The organism is Streptomyces sp. NPDC016845, from assembly GCF_044332585.1.
In the GTDB taxonomy this organism is placed as follows: domain Bacteria; phylum Actinomycetota; class Actinomycetes; order Streptomycetales; family Streptomycetaceae; genus Streptomyces.
The window spans coordinates 1-16,630 of sequence record NZ_JBIRPI010000019.1 but is presented as its reverse complement, the minus strand read 5'-3'; the positions used below and the strand labels follow the sequence as shown (position 1 = coordinate 16,630).

Here is a 16,630-nt window from a genome sequence, read left to right as displayed (position 1 = left end):
GGCTCGCTTCCCTCGGCGCAGGAAGAACATTACCCGAAGGTCTCCGGCGCTCCAAAACGGGTATCGCGGGCCAGCAGCGGCGGCAGCTGGTCGAGGCCGGTGATGCGGACCAGCTCAGGGCGGCCGCCGATCCCCGTACGGTCCAGCCAGATGCCGGTCATTCCCGCCTCGACAGCGCCGCGCGCGTCGGTGTCCGGCTGGTCCCCCACGTACGCGACCTCGTGCGGGGCGAGTCCCAGCGCGTCGCAGACGGCGTGGAAGGCGGCGGCGTCGGGTTTGGCGACGCCCAGCTCGGCCGCGCACAGCAGGGCCTCGAAGCGGTCGCGCACGCCGAGGACGCGGAGTTTGCGGTCCTGGTTGTGGAGCGAGGAGTTGGAGAGCACCGCGTGGCGGTGGGTGCGCGCGAGGGCGTCCAGGACGGGCACGGTGTCCGGGAAGAGGGCCCAGGCGGCCTCGTAGTGGCCCAGATAGCGCGTGAACCAGGCGTCGGCCGCCGCGTCGTCGAGCAGCTGCCCGACGAAGGCACGGACCCGGTCCCTGCGCTGGCCCTCCCAGTCGGTCTCCCCCGCCTCGAAGCGCGCCCACTGCTCGCGGGTCAGCGTCTTCCAGCGGGTGAGGGCCTGCTCAGCGGTGCCGAAGGCGTCCAGCAGGCCCTCGGCGGTGAGGTGGGCACGCATGCCGGTCGTGTCGGCGGTGGCGTAGTCGAAGAGGGTGTCGTCGATGTCCCAGACGACGGCCTTTGGAGTCACCGGCCGATCGTACTCAGCGCTAATTCCCGGCGCGCGGAGTGGAGATCGCTTAGCATGCGCAGGTCAAACAAGCTCAAGCGACGGGGAGTTAAGTCTTGATGCAGAATGCGACAGCCCGCAAGCGCATCCAGCTGGCCGCCAGTGGCCTGGCAGCCGCTGCGACGCTCTTGATCGCCGCCTCGGCGCCGGCCCTGGCCGGGACCTCGAACAACGTCAGCAATTCCAATGGTGCGTCGATAGCGTGGTTCTGGGAGCAGGGGGACAAGCTCCAGAGCTCCGACCAGTCGCGGGACGGCCACGGTTCGGTGGCCCAGTGGCGGTACGGCTCCGGCTCCACCGTCCACAGCTACTACAACGGTGGCGGCTACGGCGCGACGAAGACGTGGAACCTCGACTTCGCCGAAGGAACGAGCCTGCAGATCCGCTCGTGCCTGTCCGACGGCTCGAGCGGCACCCCGTACAGCTGTGGAAGCTGGGTCAGCGCCAAGGCCTGAGCGCCTACTGAAAACGCGCTTGAGGGGGCTGGATCAGCCCCCTCAAGCGCGTTTGCGTACTACGCCGCGAGCTTCGCCAGGGCCGCGTCGATGCGGGCCAGGGTCTTCTCCTTGCCCAGGATCTCCAGGGACTCGAAGAGCGGGAGGCCGACCGTGCGGCCGGTGACCGCGACGCGGACCGGGGCCTGGGCCTTGCCGAGCTTGAGGCCGTGGGCCTCGCCGGCGGCCAGGACCGCTTCCTTGAGGGCCTCCGGGGACGTCCAGTCCGCGGACTCCAGCTTCTCGCGGGCCGTGACGAGGAGGGCGTCGGAGCCCTCCTTCATGGCCTTGGTCCAGCTGGCCTCGTCGACGGCCGGCTCGGGCAGGAAGAGGAAGTCGACGTTGTCGGTGATCTCGGAGAGGACCTTGAGGCGGGTCTGGGCGTGCGGGGCGATCGCCGCCCACTTCGCCTCGTCGAAGTCCTCCGGCGCCCAGGGGGCGAACGGGGCCTTCAGCCAGGGCTCGCAGCGGGCCGCGAAGTCCTTCGGGTCGAGCAGGCGGATGTGGTCGCCGTTGATCGACTCGGCCTTCTTGAGGTCGAAGCGGGCCGGGTTCGGCTGCACGTCGGCGACGTCGAACGCGGCGACCATCTCGTCGATGGAGAAGATGTCGCGGTCCGCCGAGAGCGACCAGCCGAGCAGCGAGAGGTAGTTCAGCAGGCCCTCGGGAAGGAAGCCGCGCTCGCGGTAGAGGTTCAGCGACGACTGCGGGTCGCGCTTGCTGAGCTTCTTGTTGCCCTCGCCCATGACGTACGGGAGGTGCCCGAAGAGCGGGGTCCGCTTGGCGATGCCGAGGTCCTTGAGCGCCGCGTACAGGGCGATCTGGCGCGGCGTGGAGGAGAGCAGGTCCTCGCCGCGCAGGACGTGGGTGATCTCCATCAGCGCGTCGTCGACCGGGTTGACCAGCGTGTACAGCGGGGCGCCGTTGGCGCGGACGATGCCGTAGTCCGGCACGTTCTCCGGCTCGTACGTGATGTCGCCGCGGACCAGGTCCGTGAAGGTGATCGTCTCGTCGGGCATCCGGAAGCGCACGATGGGCTTGCGGCCCTCGGCCCCGTACGCCTCCTTCTGCTCGGCGGTCAGCTCGCGGCAGTGGCCGTCGTAGCCGGACGGCTTGCCGGCGGCGCGGGCCGCGTCGCGGCGGACGTCCAGCTCCTCCGTGGAGCAGTAGCAGTAGTACGCGCGGCCGGCGTCAAGCAGCTTCTGCGCGACATCCTTGTAGACGTCCATGCGCTGCGACTGCCGGTACGGGGCGTGCGGGCCGCCGATCTCGGGGCCCTCGTCCCAGTCGAAGCCGAGCCAGCGCATCGAGTCGAGGAGCTGCTCGTACGACTCCTCGCTGTCGCGGGCCGCGTCGGTGTCCTCGATGCGGAAGACGAGGGTGCCCTGGTTGTGGCGCGCGAAGGCCCAGTTGAACAGGGCGGTGCGGACCAGGCCCACGTGGGGGTTGCCGGTGGGCGAAGGACAGAAACGGACACGGACTGCTGGAGAGGGTGCGCTAGCCACGCTTGACAACCTTGTTGGTGAGAGTGCCGATGCCTTCGATGCTGACGGCGACCTCGTCGCCGACCTGCAGGGGGCCGACCCCTTCCGGGGTGCCCGTGAGGATGACGTCGCCCGGGAGCAGCGTCATTGCCTCGGAGATGTTGGCGATCAGGTCCGGGATGGACGTGATCATCTGGGACGTGGAGCCGAGCTGGCGCTGCTGCCCGTTGACCGTGCACTGGATGCCGAGGTCGGAGGCGGCGGCCACGTCCAGGTCCGTCTCCACCCAGGGGCCGAGCGGGCAGGAGGTGTCGAAGCCCTTGGCGCGGGCCCACTGCTTCTCGCGCTTCTGCACGTCACGCGCGGTCACGTCGTTGGCGGCGGTGTAGCCGAGGATCACGTCGTTCACACGCGCGGCCGGGACCTCGCGGCACATGCGGCCGATGACGACGGCCAGCTCCGCCTCGTGGTGCAGCTCCTGCGAGAACGAGGGGTACTGGATCTCGTCGCCGGGGCCGATCACGGACGTGGACGGCTTGAAGAAGGCGAAGGGGGTGTCGGGGACCTCGTTGCCCAGCTCCTTCGCGTGCTCCGCGTAGTTGCGGCCGAAGGCGATCACCTTGTTGGGGAGCACGGGCGGCAGCAGCCGGACCTTGCTCAGCGGGACCTTGGTGCCGGAGAGCTCGAAGTCCGCGAAGGGGATGCCCTTGATGATGTCGAGGACGAGCTCGTCTGGCTTGTCGCCCTCGACCGCGCCGAAGGCGACGTTCCCGTCGATGGAGAATCTGGCGATGCGCACGGGTGGCTGCGCCCCTCATTCTTGCGTTGGGCCCGGGTGGGACGGCAGAGCCTGGCTTCGGGGCTCTGACCGGTCCAGGCTAACGCGAGCACCCTCGCCACGGCTTCTCCGTAAGCGCTACGCCACGGACTGCTCCGGCTTCTCCATGAGGATCGTGCGCTTCGGGTTCGCGGTGTTCGTCGGCAGCTCGACGGCGTGCTCCGGCAGGTGCGGCGCGGCCTGGATCTCCTCGGCGTCCTTGAGGTGCGCGAGGGTGGTGCGCCGCGGGTTGGCGAGGTTCAGGAACATCGTCTTCGTCTTCATGGCTGCGCTCGTGCACCTTCGTGTCGTCGGCGGTTTGTCGGTCGGTCCGTCTGTGTAAAGCGTCAGGCTAAACATCTGATTCCCGCCGAAAGCCGGGAAGTTGTGATCGCTTACGTGTGAGTTTGCTCACGGGGAGACCCTCAAAAGGGGCACTTCGGGCTGACGGACGAGAGCAGAGAAACGGACATTGCGCCACTGAAGCCATCATTCCGCTCCCGATCATGGCGACTGGGACACCCCCCTCCCGTACGGAGAACCTCCGAGAATGCCCGGTTTCCCCTAGATCACTTTCTACGTCTGGTGACTCCCCCCTCACGCCGTGTCACGGGTGGTGCGGTGCGCCCCTCGGGCCTTGTTGGAGATCCTGCACTGTGCTGAAATTCCCGGGACCGCCGCGGACTGCGCCGGCGCACGGGGGCGCGAGTCAGCGCCGAGCGGCGGCGGTGGAGGGGGAGCCGACGCCGGTCACTCACGACCAACAGGGGGGCGTTTCAGGTCGCCCCTCGAACTACGCCGACACCGCTTCACCCGCTGCTCGCGGGCGGGGCGCCTGGTCCAGAGGTTGCGACGCTAGTGCAGGGACGTAAGAACAGGGATGGCAGCGCTGCGGCGGAGCCGGAGCCGCGCGGCGGGACCGGCCCGATAACAGGCGGCTCCCAGCCCCCGCACGCCCAGAACCCGGGGCGCACCGCGTCCGTCGACGTCGGGGAGCGCGACGGGCGCACCACGACGCCCGGCGCCGCCAAGCCCGCGCCGGCCCCCGCCAAGGCGAAGGGCCCCACGGGCCCCGGCCCCCGGGTCGCCCTGCGCAACTGGCGCATCTCCACCCGTCTGGTCGCTCTGCTGACGCTGCCCGTGGTCGCCGCCACCTCCCTCGGCGCCCTGCGTATCGCGGAGTCCCTGGACGACATCCAGCAGCTCGACAACATGAAGCTGCTGACCGAGATGACGAAGCAGGCCACCGACCTGGCCTCGGCGCTCCAGGAGGAGCGCGACCAGTCGGCGGGTCCGCTGACCAACGACCCCAAGGCGACCGGCGACTTCAGCATCAGGGCGGCGCGCGAGAAGACGAACCGCGCCCGTGACACGTTCCTGGAGGGCACGTACAGCGTCGAGGACGACGACGGTTCCAAGCTGAAGGGCGTCCACGACCACGTCGTGCAGATCGCCTCCCAGCTCGGCACCATCAAGTCGGTCCGCGAGGACGCCTTCGCCAAGGGCACGTCCTCGTCGCAGACCGTCGAGGCGTACAGCCGCATCATCGAGAACCTCCTGTCGCTCTCCACCGACATGGCGCAGGCGACCAGCAACCCGGAGATGATCGAGCGCACGCGTTCGCTCGCCGCGTTCTCCAACGCCAAGGAGTACGCCTCCGAGCAGCGCGCCATCATCGCCGCGGCCCTGCCGCCGAACAGCTCCCAGTTCGGCAGGCTCTCCGAGCCCGACCGGCAGTACGGTCTCGCCGCCGCCGACAACCTCGGCAACGCGCTCGACACCTTCCGCAACGTCTACGGCACCGAATCGGCGAACCTGCTCAAGCCGCTGACGGACAACAACGCCACCATCAAGGCGGCCGACAACTACGCGGACCGGGTCCTCGCCAAGACGGACGGCATCCGCTCCCAGGACAAGCGCTCCTACAAGGACTGGGTCGACGCGGACAGCTCCCGTATCCAGGAGATGACCAAGATCGAGCGGACGCTGCTCAGCGAGATGGAGCAGCAGGCCCGTGAGCTGCGCAACTCCTCCGAGCAGTCCGCCATCGTCAACGGTGCGCTGATCCTGGTCGTGCTCGGCGTCTCCCTCGTCGGCGCGTTCGTCGTGGCCCGCTCCATGATCCGCTCGCTGCGCCGGCTCCAGGACACCGCGACCAAGGTCGCCCAGGACCGCCTGCCCGAGCTGGTCAAGCAGCTCTCCGAGTCCGACCCGCAGGACGTCGACACGTCCGTGGAGTCGGTCGGTGTGCACTCCCGGGACGAGATCGGCCAGGTAGCCGCGGCCTTCGACGACGTGCACCGCGAGGCCGTCCGCCTCGCCGCCGAGCAGGCGCTCCTTCGAGGCAACGTCAACGCGATGTTCACCAACCTCTCGCGCCGTTCGCAGGGCCTCATCCAGCGCCAGCTCTCGCTCATCTCCGAGCTGGAGTCCCGCGAGGCCGACCCCGACCAGCTCTCCTCGCTCTTCAAGCTCGACCACCTCGCGACCCGCATGCGCCGTAACGGCGAGAACCTCCTCGTCCTCGCCGGTGAGGAGCCGGGCCGCCGCTGGACGCGCCCCGTGCCCCTCGTCGACGTGCTGCGCGCCGCCGCCTCCGAGGTGGAGCAGTACGAGCGCATCGAGCTGGCGTCGGTGCCGACCACCGAGGTCGCGGGCCGCGTCGTCAACGACCTCGTGCACCTGCTCGCCGAGCTGCTCGAGAACGCGACCTCGTTCTCCTCGCCGCAGACCAAGGTGAAGGTGACCGGTCACGCGCTGCCCGACGGCCGCGTCCTGATCGAGATCCACGACACCGGCATCGGCCTCTCCCCCGAGGACCTCGCCGCGATCAACGAGCGGCTCGCGTCGCCGCCCACCGTGGACGTCTCCGTCTCCCGCCGCATGGGTCTGTTCGTGGTCGGCCGTCTGTCGCAGCGTCACGGCATCCGCATCCAGCTCCGGCCCTCCGACTCCGGTGGTACGACCGCGCTCGTCATGCTCCCCGTGGACGTGGCCCAGGGCGGCAAGAAGCTGCCCGGTCAGGGTGGTCCCGGTGGTGGCGGTCCCGCCGCCGCGCAGGCCGCGGCCGGTGCCTCCGCCGCGCGCCGCGGTGTCGCTCCGGGCGGCGCGGGCAACGGTGCGGCAGGGCGCCTGAACGCCGGTCCCGGCGCCGCGCGCCCGCAGGTCGGCGCGGGTGCCGGTGGCCCCCGTGCGGCGCTGCCCAGCCGGGACGGCGCCCCGGGCCCGCAGGGCCCGCAGAACCCGCAGGGCCAGGGGCCTCGTGGTCCCCAGAACCCGCAGGTCCCGCAGGGCCCCCGCGACTCCGGCCCGCAGGGCCGGCAGGGACAGCCGCGCGGCCCGCAGAATCCGCAGGCTCCCCAGAACCCGCAGCTCCCCCAGAACCCGCAGGCACCGCAGCGGCAGCAGCCCCCGCTGCCCGCGCGCGCCCAGCGGGGCCCGCAGGACCAGCAGAACGCACCGGCTCCGCAGGCGCCGACCGGCTCCGGCGCCGGCGTCTTCGGGCAGGGCCCGGTCCCGCCGCAGCAGCGCACCCACAACGACCCGGCCGAGCAGCAGCAGGGCGGCGGCCGTCGCCGTCCGGTGCTGCCCCCGCGCGGCGGCCCGCGTGCCGAGCTGCCGGGCGGCAACCCGCAGCCGCGTGTGCCGAGTTGGAGCGACGAGAACGCCCAGCCGCGCCTCGACGCGCCGCGCGAGCACGACGAGCCGGACTCGACGGCGCGCTACCCCCGGGTGCAGGACATGCATCAGGGCCCGGCCGCCACGGCCGAGTTCGCCCGCCCCGACTTCGACGCGCCGCCCCCCGCGGACCAGGACAACGGCCAGTTCGTCCGCTCCGACGTCTTCGGCGGCATACCGGGTGCCGTACCCGGCCGCCAGAACCCGTCGGACACCGGCCAGTACGAGCAGCCGCAGAACCCGACGGACACCGGCCAGTACGAGAGCCCGCAGGACCCGGCCGCCACCGGCCAGTTCGCGCAGTACGAGCCGCAGCGGCAGAGCACGTCGGACACGGGCCAGTACGAGCAGCCGCGCTACGAGCAGCCGCAGAGCCCGTCCGACACCGGCCAGTACGAGCAGTTCCAGGCTCCGGCGCAGCAGGACCCGTTCGCGTACGAGCGTCCGGCGCAGCAGCAACAGCCGCAGCAGCAGCCGCAGCAGGACTACCTGCCGCCGGCCGCCGGTCCCGGTGACGGCCGCACCCCGCTGTACGACACGCTGGAGACGAACTGGTTCCACGGCCAGCAGAGCCAGGGCAACAACCAGAACGGCCAGAACGGCCAGAACGGCAGCCAGGGTCAGGCCCCGCAGCAGCCGCAGCCCGCTCCGCAGGGCCGCTCCCTGCCGCAGCGCGGCGGTCTGCAGCAGCGTCCGCAGGACCGGAACGGCGCGGCCCGCCAGGCGCCCGTCGCCCCCGACGCCGGCCAGCCCCAGTCGAATTGGCGGCAGTCCCCGAACGACGAGCTGATGCGTCAGGCCGAGCGGGTGCGCAAGCCCGCCGCCGGCGGCGTCACCGTCTCGGGCCTGCCGCGCCGTGTGCCGCGCGCGAACCTCGTGGCGGGCACGGCTCAGGAACAACAGCAGAACCAGACCGGCCCGCAGGTCTCACGCGCACCCGACGAGGTGCGGGGACGGCTGACCAATCTCCGTAGGGGCATCCAGCAGGGTCGGCAGGCCGGCAACTCCGGCCAGACCGGCAGCTACCCCCGCCCCACTCACCAGCAGGAGCGTTAGTTGAGCCAGATGAGCCAGGCGGCACAGAACCTGAACTGGTTGATCACCAACTTCGTGGACAACACGCCGGGGGTCTCCCACACGGTCGTGGTGTCCGCGGACGGTCTGCTGCTCGCGATGTCCGAGGGCTTTCCGCGCGACCGCGCGGACCAGCTGGCGGCCGTGGCGTCGGGTCTGACCTCGCTGACGGCGGGGGCCTCGAGAATCTTCGAGGGCGGCCCGGTCAATCAGACCGTCGTGGAGATGGAGCGCGGCTTCCTCTTCATCATGTCCGTCTCCGACGGATCGTCGCTGGCCGTGCTCGCGCACCCGGACTGCGACATCGGCCTCGTCGGGTACGAGATGGCGCTCCTCGTCGACCGGGCGGGCGCCGTGCTCACCCCGGATCTGCGCGCAGAGCTGCAGGGCAGTCTTCTGCACTGACCTGTCCGGGGTGACGGCCGGTAACCCCGGCCACACCAGAAGTCTGGCGCATCAACCGCCCCGGAGACCAGAGAAGTCACGTAATCCCCTTCCGATCTGCGTCCTGTCACCGTAAGGCCGTCACAATCCCCCCACCGGCCCACCCTCAGACGGCAGGCCCCAGGCCCGCCGTCCCGCCCGGAGGATCCATGACCCCGCCCACCGCTCCTCACGATCCGTACGGCAGCGCAGCCGCACAGGCCGCCTACGGTTTTGAGGGCGACCAGCCGCTGGTCCGCCCGTACGCGATGACCGGCGGCCGGACCCGGCCGCGCTACCAGCTCGCGATAGAGGCGCTCGTCAGCACGACCGCCGACCCGGCGGCGCTGATGACGCTGCTCCCCGAGCACCAGCGCATCTGCCACCTGTGCCGTGAGGTGAAGTCGGTGGCCGAGGTCTCGGCCCTGCTGTCGATGCCGCTCGGGGTGGCCCGGATCCTCGTCGCGGACCTGGCCGAGGCCGGCCTCGTCGCGATCCACCAGCCGGGTGGCGACGAGAACAACGGCGGTGCGCCGGACGTGACTCTGCTCGAAAGGGTTCTCAGTGGACTTCGCAAGCTCTGACGGCGCCACGGGGGCGGCGCCCCGGTCGACGACCTCGGCCAAGATCGTGGTGGCCGGTGGCTTCGGCGTCGGCAAGACCACGTTCGTGGGCGCGGTCTCCGAGATCAATCCGCTGCGCACCGAGGCCGTGATGACCTCCGCGAGCGCCGGGATCGACGACCTCACGCACACCGGGGACAAGACGACCACGACGGTCGCCATGGACTTCGGCCGCATCACGCTCGACCAGGACCTGATCCTGTACCTGTTCGGCACGCCCGGCCAGGACCGCTTCTGGTTCATGTGGGACGACCTGGTCCGCGGCGCGATCGGCGCCGTCGTCCTCGTGGACACCCGCCGGCTCGCCGACTGCTTCCCCGCGGTCGACTACTTCGAGAACTCGGGTCTGCCGTTCGTCGTCGCCCTCAACGGGTTCGACGGGCATCAGCCGTACAACCCCGAGGAAGTGCGCGAGGCGCTGCAGATCGGGCCGGACACTCCGATCATCACGACGGACGCCCGGCACCGGGCCGATGCGAAGAGTGCCCTGATCACGCTGGTGGAGCACGCCCTGATGGCCCGCCTGAAGTAGCCGGTGAGGCAGCCGGAAACAGTCGGAAGTCGGCCATCAAGTGGCTAGAAACATACGGCAGTTGTCGTAGCGATTCCGGCGGCCCCTGTGGCGTTTGACACGCGGGGCCGCTGTGTTCATAACGTTTCGACAGAGAATTGCACGGGCGTAGACACACGTCGCGCACACCTGGTTCCACTGTGCGCACAAGAGCCCCGCCTTTTGGCGGGGCTCGCTCTTTATGACCGTTTTATCTGGGGCATACATCACGGGGAGCTTCCGCTTCCGACTGTTTGGAGGTGCGCCTCCTGACGTGCTGGAATGCGCTGAACTGCCCAGTAAGAACGGGCCTGGAGACATACCGCGGCACGACGTGAGTGCCGACGCCGAGAGGTTGTTGGTCGAGTGAGGCGAAGCAAGAACAGTCCCGAGCCGGCGTCGGCGCGGGGCAACTTCACCCCGCCGCCGCGCACAGCGGCGCAGGCCGCCCCGGCCGAGACGGCGGCGCCCGAGCCGTCGGGCGGCCGGATGTCGCCGCGCAACTGGCGCGTGCCCACCAAGCTGAACGCCATCCTTCTCATACCCGTCCTCGTCGGCCTGGTCATGGGCGGTTTCCAGGTGAAGAGCTCCATCGACACCTGGCACGAGGCCGAGGACGCCGAGGCCACCGCACGCCTCGTCCAGGCGTCGCTGACCTACGGCAACCGCCTCGTGGAGGAGCGGGACATCTCCGCCGCGCCCCTGCTCCAGGGCAAGAAGAACGACCCGAAGGTGGTCAAGGCGCGCGCGGCCACGGACTCGGCCGCCGCGGACTTCCACGCCGCGTCGAAGAGCATGCCGCACAAAGAGGGCCTGGAGCGCCGCCTGGCGCAGTTCACCAAGGTCGAGGGCGGCCTCGACCAGCTGCGCGCCGCGTCCTACACCTCCAAGCTTCCGGGCGTCGCGACCGAAGAGGGCTACGTCGCCATCCAGCACCCGCTGATGGAGTTCGCCAACGAGCTCGGTCTCGGCACCGGCAACATCACCAGCTACGGCCGTACGGTCTACGCGATCTCGCTCACCAAGGCGGCGCTCTCCCTGGAGCGCTCCATCGGTATGCACCTCCTGGTCAAGCCCGGCGTGTCGTCGGAGAGCTTCGCCAAGCAGCGCACCGCGCTCGGCAGCTACGCCTACCTCGAGGGCATCGCCGTCGAGGAGTACAAGGGCGGCGGTACGCCCGAGGATCTGAAGAAGCTCGACACCGCGATCGAGAAGCTGAAGACGGACGGCGCCAAGCAGGCCGCCGCGGCCAAGGCGAAGGACCCGGACTACGTCCCGCCGCCGGCCGAGGCGACCGACATGGTCTCCGCCATCGTGGGGATGCCCAGCACCCAGCCCAGCGCGCGGATCGCGCTCGCCGAGAAGGGCGTGACCGCCGAGAACTGGTGGGCGGTCAACACCGCCAAGTTCGACATGTACCGCACGATCGAGTCGGACCTCGCCGACAAGGCCGTGACCGAGGCGTCCGGCATCGCCGACGACGCCAAGCAGCAGGCGATCATCATCGGTGCCGCCGTCGTCGTCGCCCTGCTCGCCGCGTTCATCATCGCCGGGATGATGGCCCGCCAGATGTCCCGCTCGATGCGCCGCCTGCGCTCCGCCGCCTTCGACGTGGCCGAGCAGCGCCTGCCGATGCTGGTCGACCAGCTCTCGCGCACCGAGCCGGGCCGGGTCGACACCCGCGTCCAGCCGATCCCGATCAACACCCGTGACGAGATCGGCGAGGTCGCCCGCGCCTTCGACCAGGTCCACCGCGAGGCCGTCCGGCTCGCCGCCGAGCAGGCCCTGCTCCGGGGCAACATCAACGCGATATTCACCAACCTGTCGCGCCGCAACCAGTCGCTGATCGAGGGCCAGCTGACCCTCATCACCGACCTGGAGAACAACGAGGCCGACCCGGACCAGCTGGAGAACCTCTTCCGCCTGGACCACCTCGCGACCCGTATGCGCCGCAACGGCGAGAACCTCCTGGTCCTCGCCGGTGAGGAGCCCGGCCGCCGCTGGGACCAGCCGGTCCCGCTCGTCGACGTCCTGCGCGCCGCCTCCTCCGAGGTGGAGCAGTACGAGCGCGTCGAGCTGTCCGGCGTCCCCGAGGCCGACATCCACGGCCGCGCGGTCACCGACCTCGTGCACGCGCTCGCCGAGCTTCTGGAGAACGCCACGACGTTCTCCTCGCCGCAGACCAAGGTCCGCGTCACCGCGACCCGTCTCCCCGACGGCCGCATCATGATCGAGATCCACGACAAGGGCATCGGCCTCACCGCCGAGGACTTCGCGGACATCAACCACAAGCTGGCCAACCCGCCGACCGTGGACGCCGCGATCTCCCAGCGCATGGGCCTGTTCGTGGTCGGCCGCCTCGCCGACCGGCACGGCATCCGCGTCCAGCTGCGCCCCTCGGGCGAGCAGGCGGGCACGACCTCGCTCGTCATGCTCCCGGAGAACATCACCCACGGTGGCGGCGGCGGGCAGAACAACGCCGACTTCGACGAGTTCACCGTCTCGACGATGATTCCGCAGCAGGAGCAGCCGCAGCAGCAGCAGGCGTTCGAGAAGGCGCCGCTGCGCACCGCCGCCGAGCTCGGCTTCGACGACAGCCGCTACGAGGTCCCGGACGACGCCCGCGAGCTGGACCCGGTCGGCCGCTCCCTGATGCGCGAGGAGCGTCGTGCGGCCCTGGAGGCCCAGACGCAGGGCCCCGAAGCGGCGGACGACCGTCCGCTCTTCCGCGACGAGGTCCCGCAGGCCCAGCCCCACCCGGCCCAGCAGGACCAGGCGGATCAGTCGGGGTACGCGGATCACTCCGCGTACGACGGTCAGCAGCTCGGCTACGACCCGCAGCAGCAGAACGCCTACGACGATCAGGGTCAGGGCGTCTACAACGATCAGCAGCAGGTTTCCTACGACACCTCGCAGCAGACCGGGTACGACCCCTTCGCCCCCGTACAGCCCTCCTACGACCAGGGTCAGCAGGGCGGGTACGCGGCCGGCCACCCCTCGCCGGACGGCTATCCGGAAGCCGGCGCGGACGCCTACACCGCCTACCCCGACCGCGGTCAGCAGGACGACTGGCCAGTACGGGAGAGCTACCAGGGCGACTTCGGATCGTCGTACGGGTCCGATGCGGAATCCGCCCAGGCCGCTGACGCGGCGGACCTGGACAGCGTAGGCTTCGGCGCGGGCACCACCGCCGGATCAGGACCGGCGGCCGGTCCCTCCCCCTCCGTCACGCACGAGGTCACGGACGCCGGACTGCCGCGCCGCGGCGCCGGCGCCCCCCAGCGCCAGGACCCCGCGCAGGAGACCCCTGCGGCGGCCGGCTCCGACGGACCGGCCGACTGGCGCTCGGCCAACGACGAGCGGTGGGGGCGCGCGGAGCGGCTCAAGCAGCCCAAGGCGGGCGGCGTCACCGCTTCCGGACTGCCGCGCCGGGTGCCCAAGGCCAACTTGATCGAGGGCGCCGCGGAGTCCACGCCGCAGGGCGGCCCGCAGATATCCCGAGCCCCCGAGGACGTCCGGGGCCGGCTGAGCAATCTGCGGCGCGGCGTACAGCGTGGACGCAGTGAAGGCGGCGGTGAGCAGCAGTGACCGCAGCGACCGTAGTGACGAAGAACGGCCAGGACAGCGGGTTTCCCGGTGGCCCTGACAGCACCTACATCCAGGAGCGTTAGTGTGAGCCCGATGAGCCAGGCGGCACAGAACCTGAACTGGTTGATCACGAACTTCGTGGACAACACCCCCGGGGTGTCCCACACAGTGGTGGTCTCCGCCGACGGACTCCTTCTGGCGATGTCCGAAGGGTTCCCCCGCGACCGCGCCGACCAGCTGGCGGCCGTCGCGTCGGGACTGACCTCGCTGACCGCGGGCGCGTCCCGCATCTTCGAGGGCGGCGCGGTGAACCAGACAGTTGTGGAGATGGAGCGAGGATTCCTCTTCATCATGTCCATCTCCGACGGTTCTTCCCTTGCCGTCCTTGCACACCCCGAAGCGGACATTGGCCTCGTCGGGTACGAGATGGCACTTCTTGTCGACCGCGCGGGCACGGTTCTCACCCCGGACCTGCGGGCGGAGCTTCAGGGAAGCCTTCTCAACTAGCAGACAGGCGGTGCGTTTCCGCGTCCCGTGGCCGTAAAGTTTCGGGACGCGGCTCCACAGTGATGGTGCCCAGCGCAGTCGGAGGAGGAAGTACGTGTCTGGTTCAGCAACACCCCCGAGCGGTTCGTCGGCCCACTGGCCGCCCTACGGCCCCGCACAGGGCCACGGGCAGCCGGGCGCGAACCGTGACAACGGGTCGGGGAACCGGTACAACTTCCCGTCCACGCCGAGCCACGCCCGGCCGACCCGGCAGCCCGGCCCCTACGACCAGCCGTCGGCACCCCGAATCCAGCCTGTGCAGCCGCAGCCGCGTCCCGACGCGCCCGCGCCCGCTGCGAAGAACAACCCCCTGGTGCGCCCGTACGCCATGACGGGCGGTCGCACCAGGCCGCGCTACCAGCTCGCCATCGAGGCGCTGGTGCACACCACCGCGCAGCCGCACCAGTTGCAGGGCCAACTGCCCGAGCACCAGCGGATCTGCCACCTCTGCCGGGAGATCAAGTCGGTGGCCGAAATCTCGGCCCTGCTCACCATCCCTCTCGGCGTGGCCAGGATTCTCGTCGCCGACTTGGCGGAGGCGGGCCTGGTCGCCATCCATCAGCCCGGCGGCGACGAGAGCGCCGGCGGTCAGCCAGACGTGACACTGCTCGAAAGGGTGCTCAGTGGACTTCGCAAGCTCTAGCGGAGGGCCGGCAACTCCAAGTCGTTCCACCACGTCCGCGAAGATCGTGGTGGCCGGCGGGTTCGGCGTCGGCAAGACGACCTTCGTGGGCGCCGTGTCGGAGATCAACCCGCTGCGCACCGAGGCCGTCATGACGTCCGCGTCCGCGGGCATCGACGACCTCACCCACACCGGGGACAAGACGACCACGACGGTCGCCATGGACTTCGGCCGCATCACGCTCGACCAGGACCTGATCCTGTACCTGTTCGGCACGCCCGGCCAGGACCGCTTCTGGTTCATGTGGGACGACCTGGTCCGCGGCGCGATCGGCGCCGTCGTCCTCGTCGACACCCGCCGGCTCGCCGACTGCTTCCCGGCCGTCGACTACTTCGAGAACAGCGGCCTCCCCTTCGTCATCGCCCTCAACGGCTTCGACGGCAACCAGCCCTACGGCCCGGACGAGGTCCGCGAGGCGCTGCAGATCGGCCCCGACACCCCGATCATCACGACGGACGCCCGCCACCGCGCGGACGCGAAGTCCTCGCTGATCACGCTGGTCGAGCACGCGCTGATGGCGCGCCTGCGCTGAGCGCTCCGCCGGAAGTGCCCCGCGCCCCTTCGGGGCGAACGGCTGCGGCCCCGTCCTCCACGTGGAGGACGGGGCCGCAGCCGTTCGTACGTCGCTGTGGGCGCTCAGCGCCAGCTGTGCGGGGCGCGGAAGCCGGGCTCGCGCTCCAGGCGGCGCCAGCCGGCGCGGTTCTGGCGGACGCGGTGGGCCGGGGCGGCCGGCTGGGCGGCGGCGCGGGCGAGGAGGATCGCGGTGATGGCGGCGACTTCCTCGGGCTCGGCGTGGCCCTTCTCGACACGGATGTCAGCGTGGGACATGGGCGGGTCTCCTACGAGTGGGGGCCGCTACTGCGGCGGGTTGCCGTGCTTGCGGGAGGGCAGGTCGGCGTGTTTGGTGCGGAGCATCGCCAGGGACTTGACCAGTACCTCGCGGGTCTCCGCCGGGTCGATGACGTCGTCGACCAGGCCGCGCTCGGCCGCGTAGTACGGGTGCATCAGCTCGGACTTGTACTCCTTGACCATCCGGGCCCGCATGGCCTCGGGGTCCTCGGCGTCGGCGATCTGGCGGCGGAAGATGACGTTGGCGGCGCCCTCCGCGCCCATCACGGCGATCTCGTTGGTCGGCCAGGCGTAGGTCAGGTCCGCGCCGATGGACTGGGAGTCCATGACGATGTAAGCACCGCCGTACGCCTTGCGCAGGATGAGCGAGATGCGCGGGACGGTGGCGTTGCAGTACGCGTAGAGGAGCTTGGCGCCGTGGCGGATGATGCCGCCGTGCTCCTGGTCGACGCCGGGAAGGAAGCCCGGCACGTCGAGCAGGGTGACGATCGGGATGTTGAAGGCGTCGCACATCTGCACGAAGCGCGCGGCCTTCTCCGACGCCTCGATGTCCAGGACACCGGCGAGGGCTTGCGGCTGGTTGGCGACGATGCCGACGACCTGGCCGTCGAGGCGTGCCAGGGCGCAGATGATGTTGCGGGCCCAGCGCTCGTGGACCTCCAGGTAGTCGCCGTCGTCGACGAGCTCCTCGATGACCTTGGTCATGTCGTAGGGGCGGTTGCCGTCGGCCGGGACCAGGTCCAGGAGGACGTCGCCGCGGCGGTCCGCGGGGTCGTCGGAGTGGGTCGTCGGCGGGTTCTCGCGGTTGTTCTGCGGCAGCATCGACAGGAGGTAGCGCACCTCGGCGATGCAGGTCTCCTCGTCGTCGTAGGCGAAGTGACAGACACCGGAGGTCTCCGCGTGGACGTCGGCGCCGCCGAGCCCGTTCTGCGTGATGTTCTCGCCGGTGACCGCCTTGACCACGTCCGGCCCGGTGATGAACATCTGCGAGGTCTCGCGGACCATGAACACGAAGTCGGTCAGGGCGGGGCTGT

The 16,630-nt window shown here is 70.3% G+C and carries 14 protein-coding genes and 1 pseudogene; 9 read left to right on the top strand and 6 right to left on the bottom strand.

Features of this window, described 5'->3' with window-relative positions; translation table 11 throughout:
- Positions 1-29: 29 nt before the first annotated feature.
- Positions 30-749 (bottom strand): HAD family hydrolase, encoded by a 720-nt coding sequence (locus ACH4RC_RS31835; protein WP_398207054.1) that lies wholly within the window; start codon positions 747-749, stop codon positions 30-32.
- A 98-nt stretch (positions 750-847) separates the two neighbouring features.
- Between ACH4RC_RS31835 and ACH4RC_RS31830 the strand changes: the two genes are divergently transcribed.
- The gene (locus ACH4RC_RS31830; RefSeq protein WP_398207053.1) at positions 848-1,243 is read left to right on the top strand and encodes a hypothetical protein; all 396 of its coding nucleotides are present in this window, start codon (positions 848-850) and stop codon (positions 1,241-1,243) included.
- 59 nt (positions 1,244-1,302) lie between these two features.
- Here the strand turns inward: ACH4RC_RS31830 and gltX are convergent, their stop codons facing one another.
- The 3 genes from gltX to ACH4RC_RS31815 form a co-directional block, all read right to left on the bottom strand.
- A complete protein-coding gene (gltX, locus tag ACH4RC_RS31825) occupies positions 1,303-2,787 on the bottom strand; it encodes a glutamate--tRNA ligase (RefSeq protein ID WP_398207051.1) in 1,485 nt (494 codons plus the stop codon).
- Positions 2,780-3,565, bottom strand: a complete 786-nt coding sequence (locus ACH4RC_RS31820; RefSeq protein ID WP_398207049.1) for a fumarylacetoacetate hydrolase family protein — start codon at positions 3,563-3,565, stop codon at positions 2,780-2,782. The genes gltX and ACH4RC_RS31820 overlap by 8 nt, the downstream gene beginning before the upstream one ends.
- Before the next feature lie 117 nt (positions 3,566-3,682).
- Entirely contained in the window at positions 3,683-3,868 is a 186-nt protein-coding gene (locus ACH4RC_RS31815) for a hypothetical protein (RefSeq protein ID WP_398207047.1), read from the bottom strand.
- A 573-nt stretch (positions 3,869-4,441) separates the two neighbouring features.
- Between ACH4RC_RS31815 and ACH4RC_RS31810 the strand changes: the two genes are divergently transcribed.
- From ACH4RC_RS31810 to ACH4RC_RS31775, 8 genes and pseudogenes are all read left to right on the top strand, one after another.
- Positions 4,442-8,317 carry a nitrate- and nitrite sensing domain-containing protein gene (locus ACH4RC_RS31810; protein WP_398207045.1) on the top strand — a complete coding sequence of 1,292 codons (3,876 nt, stop codon included), beginning with the start codon at positions 4,442-4,444 and terminating at the stop codon, positions 8,315-8,317.
- Positions 8,318-8,326: 9 nt separating this feature from the next.
- Complete coding sequence (locus tag ACH4RC_RS31805; protein WP_164305831.1) at positions 8,327-8,740, top strand: roadblock/LC7 domain-containing protein; 414 nt, start codon at positions 8,327-8,329, stop codon at positions 8,738-8,740.
- Between the two features lie 188 nt (positions 8,741-8,928).
- Entirely contained in the window at positions 8,929-9,342 is a 414-nt protein-coding gene (locus tag ACH4RC_RS31800; protein ID WP_398207043.1) for a DUF742 domain-containing protein, read from the top strand.
- Positions 9,323-9,913, top strand: coding sequence for an ATP/GTP-binding protein (locus ACH4RC_RS31795; RefSeq protein WP_324775236.1), 591 nt, complete (start codon positions 9,323-9,325; stop codon positions 9,911-9,913). The genes ACH4RC_RS31800 and ACH4RC_RS31795 overlap by 20 nt, the downstream gene beginning before the upstream one ends.
- 384 nt (positions 9,914-10,297) lie before the next feature.
- Positions 10,298-13,602: pseudogene (locus ACH4RC_RS31790) on the top strand (nitrate- and nitrite sensing domain-containing protein).
- Positions 13,603-13,612: 10 nt separating this feature from the next.
- Entirely contained in the window at positions 13,613-14,026 is a 414-nt protein-coding gene (locus ACH4RC_RS31785) for a roadblock/LC7 domain-containing protein (RefSeq protein ID WP_026057603.1), read from the top strand.
- A gap of 94 nt (positions 14,027-14,120) precedes the next feature.
- Positions 14,121-14,708, top strand: coding sequence for a DUF742 domain-containing protein (locus ACH4RC_RS31780; RefSeq protein ID WP_398207041.1), 588 nt, complete (start codon positions 14,121-14,123; stop codon positions 14,706-14,708).
- Positions 14,689-15,279, top strand: a complete 591-nt coding sequence (locus ACH4RC_RS31775; RefSeq protein WP_324775244.1) for an ATP/GTP-binding protein — start codon at positions 14,689-14,691, stop codon at positions 15,277-15,279. The genes ACH4RC_RS31780 and ACH4RC_RS31775 overlap by 20 nt, the downstream gene beginning before the upstream one ends.
- A 104-nt stretch (positions 15,280-15,383) precedes the next feature.
- Here the strand turns inward: ACH4RC_RS31775 and ACH4RC_RS31770 are convergent, their stop codons facing one another.
- Complete coding sequence (locus ACH4RC_RS31770) at positions 15,384-15,575, bottom strand: acyl-CoA carboxylase subunit epsilon (RefSeq protein ID WP_394430060.1); 192 nt, start codon at positions 15,573-15,575, stop codon at positions 15,384-15,386.
- Positions 15,576-15,602: 27 nt separating this feature from the next.
- Positions 15,603-16,630, bottom strand: a 1,028-nt coding sequence (locus ACH4RC_RS31765) for an acyl-CoA carboxylase subunit beta (protein WP_398207039.1), incomplete at its 5' end; no start/stop codon positions are given.